General features: G+C 41.7%; 14 protein-coding genes. All 14 read left to right on the forward strand.

Translation table 11 applies throughout. From position 1 onward, the window contains the following. Positions 1-129 precede the first annotated feature (129 nt). Entirely contained in the window at positions 130-906 is a 777-nt protein-coding gene (fliP, locus tag EHQ52_RS14410) for a flagellar type III secretion system pore protein FliP (RefSeq protein WP_135615892.1), read from the forward strand. Then, on the forward strand, positions 903-1,166 hold the full coding sequence (gene fliQ / locus EHQ52_RS14415; protein WP_086446542.1) for a flagellar biosynthesis protein FliQ: 264 nt from the start codon (positions 903-905) through the stop codon (positions 1,164-1,166). The genes fliP and fliQ overlap by 4 nt, the downstream gene beginning before the upstream one ends. 9 nt (positions 1,167-1,175) lie before the next feature. Beyond that, positions 1,176-1,955 (forward strand): flagellar biosynthetic protein FliR, encoded by a 780-nt coding sequence (gene fliR / locus EHQ52_RS14420; RefSeq protein WP_135615893.1) that lies wholly within the window; start codon positions 1,176-1,178, stop codon positions 1,953-1,955. A 20-nt stretch (positions 1,956-1,975) separates the two neighbouring features. Then, complete coding sequence (locus EHQ52_RS14425; protein WP_244244901.1) at positions 1,976-3,175, forward strand: EscU/YscU/HrcU family type III secretion system export apparatus switch protein; 1,200 nt, start codon at positions 1,976-1,978, stop codon at positions 3,173-3,175. Positions 3,176-3,190: 15 nt separating this feature from the next. Then, on the forward strand, positions 3,191-5,308 hold the full coding sequence (locus EHQ52_RS14430) for a flagellar biosynthesis protein FlhA (protein ID WP_135615895.1): 2,118 nt from the start codon (positions 3,191-3,193) through the stop codon (positions 5,306-5,308). A 39-nt stretch (positions 5,309-5,347) separates the two neighbouring features. After that, entirely contained in the window at positions 5,348-6,625 is a 1,278-nt protein-coding gene (gene flhF / locus EHQ52_RS14435) for a flagellar biosynthesis GTPase FlhF (protein WP_135615896.1), read from the forward strand. A 41-nt stretch (positions 6,626-6,666) separates the two neighbouring features. After that, a complete protein-coding gene (locus tag EHQ52_RS14440) occupies positions 6,667-7,572 on the forward strand; it encodes a MinD/ParA family protein (RefSeq protein ID WP_008597222.1) in 906 nt (301 codons plus the stop codon). Continuing rightward, positions 7,569-8,054, forward strand: coding sequence for a hypothetical protein (locus EHQ52_RS14445; RefSeq protein ID WP_135615897.1), 486 nt, complete (start codon positions 7,569-7,571; stop codon positions 8,052-8,054). The genes EHQ52_RS14440 and EHQ52_RS14445 overlap by 4 nt, the downstream gene beginning before the upstream one ends. A 282-nt stretch (positions 8,055-8,336) precedes the next feature. After that, entirely contained in the window at positions 8,337-9,137 is an 801-nt protein-coding gene (gene whiG / locus EHQ52_RS14450) for an RNA polymerase sigma factor WhiG (RefSeq protein WP_086446535.1), read from the forward strand. 101 nt (positions 9,138-9,238) lie between these two features. Next, positions 9,239-11,221 carry a FapA family protein gene (locus EHQ52_RS14455; RefSeq protein WP_135615898.1) on the forward strand — a complete coding sequence of 661 codons (1,983 nt, stop codon included), beginning with the start codon at positions 9,239-9,241 and terminating at the stop codon, positions 11,219-11,221. A 5-nt stretch (positions 11,222-11,226) separates the two neighbouring features. Next, positions 11,227-11,592 (forward strand): hypothetical protein, encoded by a 366-nt coding sequence (locus tag EHQ52_RS14460; RefSeq protein WP_135615899.1) that lies wholly within the window; start codon positions 11,227-11,229, stop codon positions 11,590-11,592. A gap of 63 nt (positions 11,593-11,655) precedes the next feature. Then, positions 11,656-12,864: a hypothetical protein gene (locus EHQ52_RS14465; protein WP_135615900.1), complete on the forward strand. Its 1,209-nt coding sequence runs from the start codon at positions 11,656-11,658 to the stop codon at positions 12,862-12,864. Continuing rightward, positions 12,864-13,145 (forward strand): DUF370 domain-containing protein, encoded by a 282-nt coding sequence (locus EHQ52_RS14470; protein WP_100709579.1) that lies wholly within the window; start codon positions 12,864-12,866, stop codon positions 13,143-13,145. Before EHQ52_RS14465 ends, EHQ52_RS14470 begins: the two co-directional genes overlap by 1 nt. 14 nt (positions 13,146-13,159) lie before the next feature. After that, positions 13,160-13,693: a guanylate kinase gene (gene gmk / locus EHQ52_RS14475; RefSeq protein WP_135615901.1), complete on the forward strand. Its 534-nt coding sequence runs from the start codon at positions 13,160-13,162 to the stop codon at positions 13,691-13,693. Positions 13,694-13,735: the final 42 nt, after the last annotated feature.

A 13,735-nucleotide genomic window follows, 5' to 3' on the forward strand; every position in this document is an offset into this window, starting at 1 on the left:
GGGTTGGCTATACAGGCAGGGGAAAAGTTTTCCGAAGGTATGAGACATAATCACCTGTCCCAGGCGATTGAAGCCCGCAATCTACCTCTTCAAAAAGGCCTTAACTTTTGGGCGGACTATAAATCTGTTATGCGGAAGATACTTTCGGGAGTCCTTCTTTTTGCCGTTTTGATCATTGCGATCCCTGAGGATACATTCGCTCAAGCAAACACGCCTAGAATTCCTATCCCAAATTTGAATATCAATGTGAACGAGGCAAAAGGTCCTAGAGAGACAAGTCTTTCTTTGATGATCCTTTTTCTGGTCACAATTCTTTCTTTGGCTCCTGCCATTGTGATGTCCCTGACTTCTTTTACTAAGATAGTAATTGTTTTAGATTTTGTGAGAAGGGCACTTTCTATTCAGAACCTTCCGCCTAACCAGGTTATGGTGGGCCTCGCGCTATTTATGACATTCTTCATCATGGCGCCTACATTGAATATTGTGTACGAGAAAGGTTTGAATCCGTACATGGAAGGTAAGATAGACACCAACGAATTTTTTGATAAGTCTATGATCCCTCTCAGAGAATTTATGATGAGGCAGATCGGTACAAGTGGCGCCAAGGATGTGGCTCTATTTTTAAAGATCGGAAAAGTGGAGAATGTAGAATCATTCGACGATGTTCCGAATTACGTTCTTATTCCCGCGTTCATGCTTTCTGAGATCAAGAAGGCTTTTTGGATTGGGATCATCATATTTATTCCTTTTATCGTAGTGGATCTTGTGGTGGCTTCTGCACTTCTCTCCATGGGTTTGAATATGCTTCCTCCTGTGATGGTGAGTTTGCCGTTTAAATTGATCTTATTCGTTCTTGTGGATGGTTGGAACTTGATCGTCTACGAGCTCGTAAGGAGTTATAAATGACGGAAGTAGATGCAATTACTCTGATCAGAGATGCACTGTTTGTGACTCTTAAACTTTCTGCTCCCATTTTGCTTACTGCAATGGTGGTAGGATTGATCATCGGTATTTTACAAACCACAACTTCAATACAGGAACCTACGATAGCTTTTGTTCCTAAGTTATTATCCATTTTTGCAGTGATCGTGATCTTTGCAGGCTGGATGCTCCAAACTATGACAGATTATACCAGGGACCTTTTCCTGATGATAGAGAAGTTTTAGATTAGAAAAATGGAATACTTTATCGGAAATTTCCAAGTGTTTCTTCTGATCCTGGCAAGGATCGTGGGGCTTCTATCTGTGGCTCCTGTGTTCTCCTTTGCCTCTATCACATTTGCTCAAAGGATGACTCTTGGTTTTCTGATCTCTGTAATTTTATTTCCTGTAAGTGCCTCCTTTGTTCCTCCGATCCCGGGGAACATGACCGATTACGGTTTAGTTGTGATGGCGGAGACACTTATCGGTATCCTAATGGGATTTTTGGTAAGTTTGGTATTCTCCTCCTTTCAAATGGCTGGAGAATTTTTTAACGTCCAACTTGGTTTTGGTTATGCTGAGATCTTGGATCCAATCTCCCAAACAAGTCTTCCTGTGATCAGTACTCTTAAGAATATGTTGGGTATGCTTCTGTTTCTTTCCTTAGGAGCTTACCGTTTTCTATTCGAAAGTTTGGTATATTCTTTTGAGAAGGTGCAAGTTTTGAAACTTGTGCCTGAGATCCAGGATGGTCTTTATAAGGCTATGGAAGAGGCAATAGGTGCGATGTTCTTAGTCGCTTTTAAAATTTCTCTTCCTATACTTGGGGTTTTATTCTTAGTTACTGTTTCTGAAGCATTGATGGGGAAAGCCGCTCCTCAGTTAAATATTCTTCAGCTCAGCTTTCCGATCAAGATTGCGATTGGTCTTGTGGTCATGATCTTGATTGTTCCTTTTCTGATCACTCAGATGGACAATGCATTCCAGCTCTCTTTCGAGAAGATGAACTTAATGCTAAAAGGATGGCCAAACTAATGGGGTCCTTTTGGAAAAAAATGTTGGAGCTCCTACATCGGAGTTGGAGATTCTTTTCTAATGCCGTGTTGGAGTTCCTACAAGCGATTCCGCATCCACAGCTAGTTCCTGCTGCAGTTCCTTTTCGGATCGACCTGCAATTATTTGCAGCGGAAGACGAGGGACGTACACAACCAGCCAGCGAAAGAAGAAGAAGGGAAGAAAGAGAAAAAGGAAATGTTCCTAAAAGTCCTGAGGTCGCTTCTGCTATCGTTCTATTAGCAGGTATTGTTCTAATGTATCTCATGGGAGAATATTTTTTCATGAGATCTTATTATCTTTTGAGAAAATATTTTTTCGGAATTCGTTCTGCAAATGTGATTAGTTCCGAAGCAGTAAGTGAACTTTTGAATAATGCTCTTGTGGACATTACTCAATTACTCCTTCCTTTGATGGGAATTACAGTGGTTGCTGCGATTGTGGGTAATGTTGTTCAAACAGGATTTTTATTCGCGCCTCGAGCTCTTGCATTCAATTTTGGCCGGATACGTCCTAATTTCAAAAAGGTACTTCCGAATCGTCAGACATTATTTGGTTTAGCAAAATCACTAGTCAAAGTAGCTGCAATCGCTTGGGTTTCTTATTTTGTAATAGAGAAGGACTTCTTCAAGATATTGATGCTCGGAAACATGGGCCTTGAAGAATCAGTAGCATTAATCACTTACACTGCGTTTAAAATTTTTATAGTAGTTGGGATACTTCTACTCGCGATCAGCGTTGCGGATTACTTCTTCCAAAGATATGAATACGAAGAAGCTCTCAAAATGACTCCTTCTGAATCCAAAAGAGAGATGAAGGAACAGGACGGGGACCCTTCTTTACAGGCCAGAAGAAGACAAATGGCCAGAGATCAGATCAAAAAAAGCAAGATGCTGGCAGAAGTTCCGAAAGCGGACGTTGTCATTACAAACCCGACTCACTTTGCGGTGGCATTAGAATACAAACCTAGTAAACACAGAGCACCTATTGTGATCGCAAAGGGTGTGGACGATTTTGCATTACGTATTATCCGGGTGGCAAAGGCGAATGATATCGCAACAGTTGAAGACCGCCCAATGGCAAGGACACTTTATGATGAGGTAGAAATTGGACAGGAAGTTCCTGCTAAATTCTATACCGCACTCAGTGTGATCTTTACGAAACTCGAATCTTTCCGGAAAGCGTTCCGAAACGCTTCTTAAGCCTAGGAGAATATTATGGATAAGAAATGGTATACACAATCCGACTTCATCCTGGGTGCGGGAGCAGTTGCTGTTGTAGGGATGCTCGTAGTTCCTCTGCCTGGATTTATTTTAGACCTTCTGATCTTATTCAGTTTAGCTTTAAGTTTACTCATTGTTTTGACTTCTTTATCTATCAAGGAGCCGTCTGAGTTTTCTATTTTTCCTAGCTTATTACTTATCACAACGATCTATCGATTGGCTCTGAACGTTTCTACTACTAGACAAATTTTGTCGAAAGGTCCTGCGGTAAACAGCGCGATCATAGACGCATTCGGTGCGTTTATCGTAGGTAGTGAATCCGGTTTAAGTAAATATGTAGTTGGATTTATTATCTTCTTAATCTTAGTGATCGTTCAGGTGCTCGTGATCACTAAAGGTGCGACCCGTATCTCCGAAGTGGCAGCAAGGTTCACGTTGGATGCATTGCCTGGTAAACAAATGGCAATCGATATGGAACTTTCTACAGGAAATATAAACGAGGCGGAAGCTCGAAAGCGTAGAAAGAAGATCGAAGATGAAGTGGACTTTTACGGTTCCATGGATGGAGCGAGTAAGTTCGTGCAAGGAGATGTGCGGGCAGGTTTAATCATTACTGCGATCAACCTCATCGGCGGGGTTGTCATCGGTGCAAGTATCCGAGGTGAATCTTTCATATCTGCGGTAGAAACTTACGGAAAATTCACCATCGGTGATGGACTTGTTTCCCAGATCCCTGCACTTCTTACCACTGTTGCCACAGGTATTATCGTCACTCGTTCTGGATCCGAATCGGATCTTGCAAAACAATTCAAAACTCAACTATTTGCAAACTCCAAAGTGTTGTATGTAGTCGCGGCTTCCATGGGACTAGGTGCATTTATCCCAGGTTTACCTTTTATTCCAATGGTCCTTCTATCCGGTGGACTTGCATATCTTGCTTACTCTCTTGAAAGAACTGTGCAAGAACAGCTCGAGGTTTTGGAGAAGAAAGAAAAAGAAGCAGTTGGAGACCGCAAACCTCGGGATTATTACGACGAACTTAGGATCGAACCTATCGAGATCGAATTCGGATATCATTTGGTGCCACTCGTAGATGCTTCCCAAGGTGGAACATTGATGGATCAAATTTCCAATTTAAGAGGAAAGTTTGCGCGTGAAAGTGGGATCGTTATTCCTCCAATCCGTATATTAGATAATTTGGAAATACCTCCTGATCAATTCACCATTAAGATCAATGGAGTGGAAGTTGGTTCGAGCACGATCCGTCCTGAAAAACTAATGGCAATGCCTTCTGCGGAAAGCCAGGATCTATCTTCTATCGAAGGAGAATCTTTCATGGAACCTGCTTATGGAAGGACCGCAAAATGGATCTCTGCGGATTCGAAAGGAGATGCAGAGTCCAAAGGTTTTATCGTGGTGGACTCTTCTACAGTTATTATAACATATCTAAGAGAATTACTTGCGACTCACGCTTCCAGTTTGCTCGGAAGAGAAGAAGTCAAAAAATTACTGGATCATTACAGATCTCAATATCCAACACTTATCCAAGAATTGGAAGCGGACAAGCCTGGCAATTTGGGAATGCTCCAGCAAGTCCTTCAAAATCTTCTGAGAGAAGGTTTGGGAATCCGCAATCTTGTCCCAATTTTGGAAACAGTTGCAAACAAGATGAGCAAGTATCCGAATCCTTATGTTCTTACAGAATTTGTAAGACAATCCATCTCCAATACGATCGTAAAAGATTATATGGTAGATGGAAAACTACAGGTCATCGTGGTAGAAGGCCGAGTGCTCGACAGATTGAACAAATCTTTGGCACAGGATCGTTTAGAAGGAAGGGATATTTTGGTACTTCCTCCGGATTTCCAAAGAAGACTACTCGAATCTGTGGCGGATATGAATCGCAGGGTCCAAGAAGGAAGAGGATTCCCGATCTATGTGGTAAATAGAGAAGTGAGAATGCCTTTTGCTTATTTCTTAGCGAAAGAATTCCCGCCTAGAAACTTTGCAGTATTGGCATTAGAAGAGGTGCATTCCTCTGTTCCAACAGTGATTGCTGGTGAACTCAGGATTGCACAAGCGCAGGCGGCGGAACCCGCAGAAGTAGTTTAGTAAAACGTAATATTTTAATCGAAAAAACAGGAGGATAACATGGATTTCGCAAAGATTAGGGGCAAGGATCTACAGGATTGCCTAATGCAGATGAAGATGAAATACGGCCCAGAAGCCCATGTCATCGAACATAGAATTTTGACCGAGGGTGGGATGTTCGGAACAGGACTAATGGCCCGCAAGGTTGTGGAGATCCAAGTTGGTATCCCTGAAAAGGCAAGTTCCAGAGAGAAGGTGGAGAAAAAACTCCAGGACCTAAAAGAATTACTCAAACAAAAGTCTACTCTTGGTTCTGAGAAAAGAAGAAGTCTGGAAGAATTGCCTAGCTGGGAAGAAAGAACTTCTCGTCCGAGCAGATCTTCTTCTTTGCCAAAGGAACTGATAGATATTACTTCCGAAGCAATAGAGTCAGAAGAAAATCTGGGACTTTCTTTTTCAAAAGAGTTCGAGCCTAAGTTTGCAAGACCTGTTCGTAAGGAGCAGGATTCCAATATCCTTAAAATGAGGGATAAACTTGTCAAAGATGGAATGAGCGAGGCTTACGCGGAAGAAATTATTTCCCAGGCTGAGCAGAGACTTTCTCCTTTGGATCGTTCTCGTACAGTTTCAGTTCAGGAAAAAATTGTAGAAGTTCTTTCTGAAAGAGTGCAGGTGGAGCCGGATATTTTTAAAGGAACTAGAAGAGGACAGAGAAAAGTTGTCTTCTTTGTGGGACCTACAGGCAGCGGAAAGACAACTAGTATTGCGAAACTAGCCGCTAAGTACCATCTTCATATGGGAAAATCAGTGTCTCTCTATACAACTGACAACTATAGGATCGCCGCAATCGAGCAGTTAAAACGCTACGCAGATACCATGGAAATGCCTTTTTATGCGGTAAAAGATCTCAAACGTTTTCAAGAGACCCTGGCGAGAGACGGATCGGAACTAATCCTTATAGATACTGCGGGTTATAGCCATCGCAATGTGGACCAGCTTAGCAAAATGTACGGATACCTTTCTGCTTTCGGAGAAAGGGACAACGTTGAAAATATCCTTGTATTATCCGCCACATCTTCGTATCATCACACCCACTCCGTAATGAAAGCCTACGAGCCTCTTGGTTTCCGTAGAATTTTATTAACTAAACTGGACGAAGCGGAATTTTTGGGTGGATTTCTGGAACTAGCCGATACACTTAATAAGGGTTTTACCCATTTAAGTGTTGGCCAAGAAGTTCCCTTCGATATGATCCCAGCGGAAAAACACCAACTCGCCGAATGCGCAGTAAATCCGGAAAAAATCATCGAGATCCGTGGAGAAGTATTCTCCGCTTAAGGTTTCGGTAGAAAACCTAAGTCCCAGAGAAAGAGGTTAGGATGGACCAAGCGACTCAGTTGCGGAAACTTACCGAGGGTAATACGAGTTTGAAACTCGTGTCTTCAACCAAACCTATGACTAAGATTATAGCGATCGCTTCCGGAAAGGGTGGGGTCGGTAAAAGTACTATCTCCGTAAACTTGGCCATCTCTATGGCTAAGGCAGGACAGAAGGTCCTAGTATTTGACGGAGACCTAGGACTTGCTAACGTGAATGTGATCTTAGGGATCATTCCTAAATACAATTTATATCACGTAGTCAAGGGACATAAAAGTTTAAAGGATATTATCATCCAAGCTCCTGAAGGAGTGGATATCATCGCGGGTGCAAGTGGTTATTCTCAGCTTGCTAACTTGAACGATACCCAAAGAAATAATTTGATCAAAGGATTCGCTGATCTGGATTCCTATGATTATATGATCATAGACACTGGAGCAGGGATCAGTTCAAACGTGATTGGGCTCACACTTCCTGCAGATGATGTGATCGTAGTTACTACACCAGAACCTACTGCAATTACAGATTCTTATGGACTGATCAAAGCGATCGTTTCCCAAAGTAGAGATAAAAATCTTAAGATGGTAGTGAACCGTGTACGTTCCGCTATCGAAGGGAAGAAGGTTGCAGACCGTGTGATCGATATCTCTGGTCAATTCTTAGAAGTAAGAGTCGAAAATTTAGGATTCATCTTCCAGGACGACGAGGTGGAAAAAAGTATCCGGGAACAAAAGCCGTATATCATCCATTCACCTAAGAGCAAGGCAGCAGCTTGTTTGAATCGGATCACATATTCTCTACTGAACCAAGAAATGGATAATTTAGATGATTCCGGCATCACCGGATTCTTCCGTAAGTTTTTCAATTTTGTGGACGTTAGAGAAAAACAACAGAGCGAGGAAGAGTGAACCTACAAATTGGTTTTCTCGCTTTTTTTTCCCTTTTAGGGCTCATCATAAGTCTGGTCTGTGGCATCATGGTCGGAAATTATTTCGGTCATATTGCATTCGTTACCTTTTTATCCACGGTCGGTATGGCTGTTTTCGGATTTGGGGTTTATTCCGTTTTAGCCTCCAAGGTTCCTGAATTTTTAGAACTTCTGGGTAATTTTACAGGCGCTCATTCCAGCGGAGATGAGGACGGTCTCGAAGGTGGGGGGCGCAGTTCCTATTCAGAACATTCTGATATGGATACTTCTACCCCTCATTTTGATTCTCCAGGTAGCGCGGACGAAATGCGAGCAGCTGCGAGTGGAATTCCTCGCAAAAAAGCAGATAAATTCGGAGATCATATCATCGTAGAAAATATCGCGATCAAAAATGAGCCTAAGTTGATGGCGGAAGCGATCCGAACCATGCTCGCAAAAGACGACGGTAGCCAGGAAAAATAGTAAAAATCTTTCCAACTGAATTCTCGACTTGTTGGATCTCCAACATCCGAACTTAGTATAAAAATTCTCCTGCGTTGGAACTCTGACATCCAGAATCCCATCCGCCGAGTATCAAATTACCCGAATGTAGGAACTCCAACACCTGTGAAATTCCTGTTTTCTGCTCAGAAACCCAATGAGACAAAAAACTGCTTGATTTCCCGTTTTTGAGACAAAAAATGCTATTGCAAATCGGTTTGGTCCACGACACTCTTAAGCAGAGGACCAGCCCATCCCGTTGTTATGTCCAAACTTTTCGAAAAATACAATAATACGGATGAAACCGAACTTTGGAAGTCCTACAGGGCTACTAAAGACCAGAATATTCGCAGTTATCTTGTAGAAAAATATTCTCCTCTAGTCAAACACGTGGCTGGTCGTATCGCGATCGGTATGCCTCAGAACGTTGAGTTCGATGATCTAGTTTCATACGGTGTGTTTGGTCTTCTTGATGCGATCGAAAAATTCGATCCAGATAGACAGATCAAATTTAAAACCTATGCGATGACTCGTATCAGAGGTTCTATCTTTGACGAACTTCGTTCCATCGACTGGATCCCTCGCTCTATTCGCCAAAAAGCGAAACAGTTGGAGCAAATTATTGGGATGCTCGAGAATAAAGAGGGCGCTCACGTGGAAGATGAGGCGATCGCAAAAGAAATGGGGATCTCTGTCGAGGAGTTTAACTCACTTCTTACTAAGATCAGCGGCACGTCACTCGTCTCTTTAAATGATATTTGGTTTCTCGGCGATGAGAACGACGAGGTTTCTTTCATGGAGACATTAGAATCTCCGATGAATATGAACCCGGACACCATCATAGAAAAAGAAGAGATTAAAAATGTGATCGTGGAAGCGATCAAAACACTTCCTGACAAAGAAAAAAAAGTAATCGTTCTTTATTATTACGAAGATCTAACATTAAAAGAGATCGGAGAAGTGTTGGAAGTTACCGAATCCAGGATTTCCCAACTTCATACGAGAGCTGTAGCAAGACTTCGTAGTAAATTAGGAAAGGTTAAATCAGTTATTAGTAAAAAGTAGGGGAATGCCTTCCCCTGGCCTGAGCCAAGGTCTCAGGCCACCCCATCTCCGGGGAATCCGATTTTCAAAACCCCCGGACCGACTGACAGGAGGAGTTTCTTTTGAGTCTTACATCCTTTCTGAAAGACCAAAATAAAGAACTAGACAAGCTCCAAAACGAGCAGGTCGAAGTCATAGCTCCTACATTGGAAAAATGTCTGCAATTAGCAGCATCCCATCTCAAAAGAAAATCTCACGAACTAGACTATATAGTAATCAAACGCGGAAAGAAAAAACTTTTCGGTTCAGAACCTTGGCATATCAGAGCTTCTATTTTACCAGAAGATACATTCTTAGATGAACTTTCAGAGTTAGACAAAAAACTCACAGGCGGATCAGGCAAGCTCGTCTCCAAAGATCTGAAGGAGTTCCTACAACCTAAGGACAGAGATGGAAGGGCAGTCGTTCAAATTTTCAGAAATGGAACTTATCTCACAATCTATCCACCTTCCGGCGAAGGAAAAGCAATTGAGCTTTCCGAAGTTTCTCGCAGACTTTCAGTCAGAGGAATTAATGAAGTAGATGATAACCAAATCCGTAAGATCGTAAAAGAGACCAAGGGAGAACCAATCTATATTTCCAATATGAAACCAAGGCAGGGCGCCGAGGGTAAAATGGTATTGGATATTGCTCCTGATAAGATGAAAGCGAAGATTACTTTCATCCCTCCGAAACCTGCAGGAAGAGATCTAGAAGTAAAAGACGTAGTCAATTATCTCAAAAACGCAGGAATCAAATACGGAGTAAAAGAAGAAGAGATACAAAGAAGGTTAGAGGACGAATTTTATAACCAACCTTTCACTGCTGCAGAAGGAGATCCTCCTGTTAACGGAAAAAATGCGCAAGTAATCTACCATGTTCGTATCAGTAAGAAGGTAGTCTTCAGAGAAGATGAATCCGGAAAAGTAGATTATAAGGACATGGATCTGATAGAGAACGTTGTGGTAGGACAACTTCTGGCAGAAAAAATCCCCGCAGAAAGAGGGAAATACGGTCGTACATTATTTAACGAACTTCTGCCTGCAAAAGACGGGTTAGATACGGAACTCAAACAAGGGAAGGGCACGATCCTTTCCGAAGACAGAACCAAACTCACTGCAGAGGTGAACGGACAAGTGGTCTATGCAAGCGGTAGACTTTCTGTCGAAACAGTTTATAGGGTCAACGGTGATGTTGGAATTAAAACTGGTAACGTTACATTCTTAGGTTCAGTCATTATTACTGGAAACGTAGAAGACAATTACTCGGTCAAGGCTGCAGGAAATATCGAAATTTATGGCACTGTCCAAAAAGCAAATGTGGAAGCAGACGGAGATATTATCATCCGCCAAGGTGTTTCCGGAAGAGACGAGGCTAGGATCGAATCCACTGGCGGGAACGTAATCGCTAAGTTTATCCAGAACGCAACTGTAGTCACAGAAAAAGACGTGGTTGTACAAGAAGGCATTCTTCACTGCTTTGTGAGCGCTGGTGGAAAAGTAATCTCCAATGGTAAGAGGGGACAGATTGTAGGAGGGACGATTCGTGCTTCGGATACAATCGCAGCGAAGGTCATAGGTTCTTCTGCCAACCCTGCAACTGAACTTATAGTAGGAACCGATCCTAAGGTATTAAAACAGATCTCTGAATACGAAGAGAAACTGGCTGAAAATCAGGATAAGTTCGAACAGATTTCCAAAAGTCTTAAAACTCTCAAGGCAAGAAAGGAAAATGACCCTGCTTCTTTCACCCAGGACCATGAGCAGCAGTTGGTCAAAACCAGTAAGGCTACAGAAAAGCTGGAGATACGAGTCAGAGAATACGAAAACGAGATCCAGAACCTCAAGTCCTATATAGAAGAAAGAGCCGCAAACGGAAAGATCAGTGTAGAAAAGACCCTATTTGGTGGGGTTACTATCAAGATCAAGAGTGCGGACTTTAAGACCCGTAACGAGATCAAACATAAGACCTTTGTGGAAGAGAATGGGGTTATCCGACAATTGCCGTACCAAGATCCTGAACCGGATAAAAAAGACTGGAGAAAAAACAGATCTAGAGGAAAATAAAGGATATGAGGCTGAACGAACCTCTTTCCGGATACGGCGCTGCGAACGATCTGGTCCGAAGGACTATGGTGGAGAACCCACACACTCTTTCGAACGTAATCGCTCAGAACGAAAAATCGGTCCGAGAGTATTCTATAGATAAAAAGTATGCGGTGCAGATGTACACCGAGACTTTTTCATTATCTCCAGAATATAGAGAAAGACTTCGTAACTCATACACCCAAAGGATCGGAGAAATAGAAAAAGAAATCCGATCTTTTAAAGGACCAAAACCCGAGGGTGGAAAGGAGAGAATGTTCTCCTATGATAAGAGCGGTAGAAAAACCGAAATTCGGACACCTACTCGTTCCACAGTGGACTATATAGCTTAATAAAAACGCTCGGGCTTTCCGAAGGATGTTGTTGGAAATATCCTCGAAAAGGACGCTTGTGCGATGGAATTATTCACAGTCCTATTCTTAAACATTATTATAGCCATAGGCTTGTACGTTGGTGTGTCCGCGCAAGTGACGAAGAGGATCCGCTCTCATATGATCCGTCGTATCAATGAAGAAATTCGGACATTAGTAGACGAGATCCAAACTGAAACAGAAAGCCAAATAGAACTTTTAAATTCTAAGATCCAAGCTTATAAAATTTTGGTCCAACGTTCTGATACTTTGGAGGATAAATACAAATCTATTCTCCAAAAACTGGAATCACTTCCGGACAGAATATTTTCTACCGAAGGAAAAAAATTAGAAAAACAGAATATAGTTCCTGAGCCAATATTGGAATTCGAAACGGTAGAGGAAGAGTTAGAAAGTGCGGAACCTTCTATCCTTACTCACCAAGAAACAGTTCAAATTTCCGATGAGGAAAAATTCAAGAACGAATATCTGACCCTAATTCGTGAAAAACAAAAAGAACTTAAAACTTCTCCGACCGAATCTTTGGAGAATAGAAAACAAGAACTTGCTGCAAAAGCAGGAGAAGGTGTAGGAAGACTTTATAAACAAAATTTGAGAGAAAATTATTCTCCTGAAAATCCAAAACCATTCTTGGATCCCGAAAGAAAAAATCTCAAAAAAGAAACTTCTCCTAGTTCGGAAGAAGAATCTGGAACTTTGGGAATTCTGAAAAACTTCGGTAAGACGATTAAAAATGTGATGGGATGGAAAGATTCTCAGGAATTGATGTCTGAAATTTCTCCTACCAGAACCCCTCAGCCAATGTACAATCCAAGTTCTACCTTTGATATTTCTTTGGATGGAGATCCATTCGAAGAAAATAAAATTCAATTTTCGGAAGATATCAGCGGTGGTTCTTTAAAAGCAGAACCTGATTATACTCCTGAGATAGATCCTAAAAAAACGAGTTCTAAATCAAAAAGAACTGACAATAAAATTCCTGTGGAAGAGAACTTCGGAAAAATCCTGGAAAGGAAAATGACGGGTTACACTCCTCAAAAACAGGATTCCGTAAAAATTTCCTCTGAAATGGCGCTAAAAGACCTGGGAGAAGGTGCGAGTAAGATCGAGAAGGTCGTTTTCCTCTTGAAAAAAGGATATTCTCATGAAGAAATCTCAGAAGCCTTGGATCTCGCCACCGGTGAAGTGGACATTATTGAAAGATTTAGGTTGGAGAGAAATAGGAGGACCTGATGTCCCAATTTAGCGTCTTGAACGTTGGTTTTGGAAATATAGTTATGGTTTCCAAAATCGTAGGTATCATTCATTCGGATTCAGCTTCTGCAAAAAGGATCCGAAACGAAGCCAAAAGTAATAACAATTTGGTAGACGCGACTCAGGGAAAAAAGACCAGGTCCATTATAATTACAGACTCCAACCATTTGATCCTTTCCAACTTAAGAGTGGAAGCCCTCACAAGAAGGATAGAAAGCAGGGATAATTCTATCGCAGAAGAAGAGGAAGAAAAGGACTGAAATCTCCCAAGCTAATCGTTCTATCCTCCGTAGCAGGAGGAGGCAAATCCACACTTATTCAAATGATCCGAGTCAAACATCCTGATTTGGCTTTTTCAGTTTCTTGTACTACGAGGGCTCCACGTCCAGGAGACAAGGAAGGAGTAACGTATTTTTTCCTAAGCAAAGAAAAATTTGAATCCGGAATTGATAAGGGAGAATTTTTAGAATGGGCCAAGGTCCATGATAATTATTACGGAACTCCCGCAATATTCGTAAACCAATGTATGTCTGCAGGTAAATCAGTGATTATGGATCTGGATGTGCAGGGAGCAGCTCAAGTAAAACAAAAGCTTGGAAAAGAAGCGATCACAATCTTTATACTTCCTCCAAATGAAGAAGAATGGGAAAAAAGACTGCGCGGCAGAGGAACTGATTCAGAAGAAAGTATCCTAAAACGTATCAAGAACGGAAAAGAAGAGCTGGCTCATAAAGACGAATTCGATCATATTATAGTGAATGATACGTTGGAACATGCACTTTCTCGTTTGGAAGAAATTTTATTTTAAGAATTTCTATTAAATTCGGAAACCTAAATAGATTGCCGCTTT

The sequence above is a fragment of the Leptospira koniambonensis genome (genome assembly GCF_004769555.1).
In the GTDB taxonomy this organism is placed as follows: domain Bacteria; phylum Spirochaetota; class Leptospiria; order Leptospirales; family Leptospiraceae; genus Leptospira_B; species Leptospira_B koniambonensis.

Excerpts from the sequence above, each read along its gene's own strand:
- flhF (WP_135615896.1), top strand. The coding sequence starts at position 5,348 with ATGGATTTCGCAAAGATTAGGGGCAAGGATCTACAGGATTGCCTAATG.
- whiG (WP_086446535.1), top strand. The coding sequence starts at position 8,337 with ATGTCCAAACTTTTCGAAAAATACAATAATACGGATGAAACCGAACTT.
- EHQ52_RS14460 (WP_135615899.1), top strand. The coding sequence starts at position 11,227 with ATGAGGCTGAACGAACCTCTTTCCGGATACGGCGCTGCGAACGATCTG.
- EHQ52_RS14430 (WP_135615895.1), top strand. The coding sequence starts at position 3,191 with ATGGATAAGAAATGGTATACACAATCCGACTTCATCCTGGGTGCGGGA.
- EHQ52_RS14440 (WP_008597222.1), top strand. The coding sequence starts at position 6,667 with ATGGACCAAGCGACTCAGTTGCGGAAACTTACCGAGGGTAATACGAGT.
- EHQ52_RS14425 (WP_244244901.1), top strand. The coding sequence starts at position 1,976 with ATGTTGGAGCTCCTACATCGGAGTTGGAGATTCTTTTCTAATGCCGTG.
- EHQ52_RS14465 (WP_135615900.1), top strand. The coding sequence starts at position 11,656 with ATGGAATTATTCACAGTCCTATTCTTAAACATTATTATAGCCATAGGC.
- fliQ (WP_086446542.1), top strand. The coding sequence starts at position 903 with ATGACGGAAGTAGATGCAATTACTCTGATCAGAGATGCACTGTTTGTG.
- fliR (WP_135615893.1), top strand. The coding sequence starts at position 1,176 with ATGGAATACTTTATCGGAAATTTCCAAGTGTTTCTTCTGATCCTGGCA.
- fliP (WP_135615892.1), top strand. The coding sequence starts at position 130 with ATGCGGAAGATACTTTCGGGAGTCCTTCTTTTTGCCGTTTTGATCATT.
- EHQ52_RS14470 (WP_100709579.1), top strand. The coding sequence starts at position 12,864 with ATGTCCCAATTTAGCGTCTTGAACGTTGGTTTTGGAAATATAGTTATG.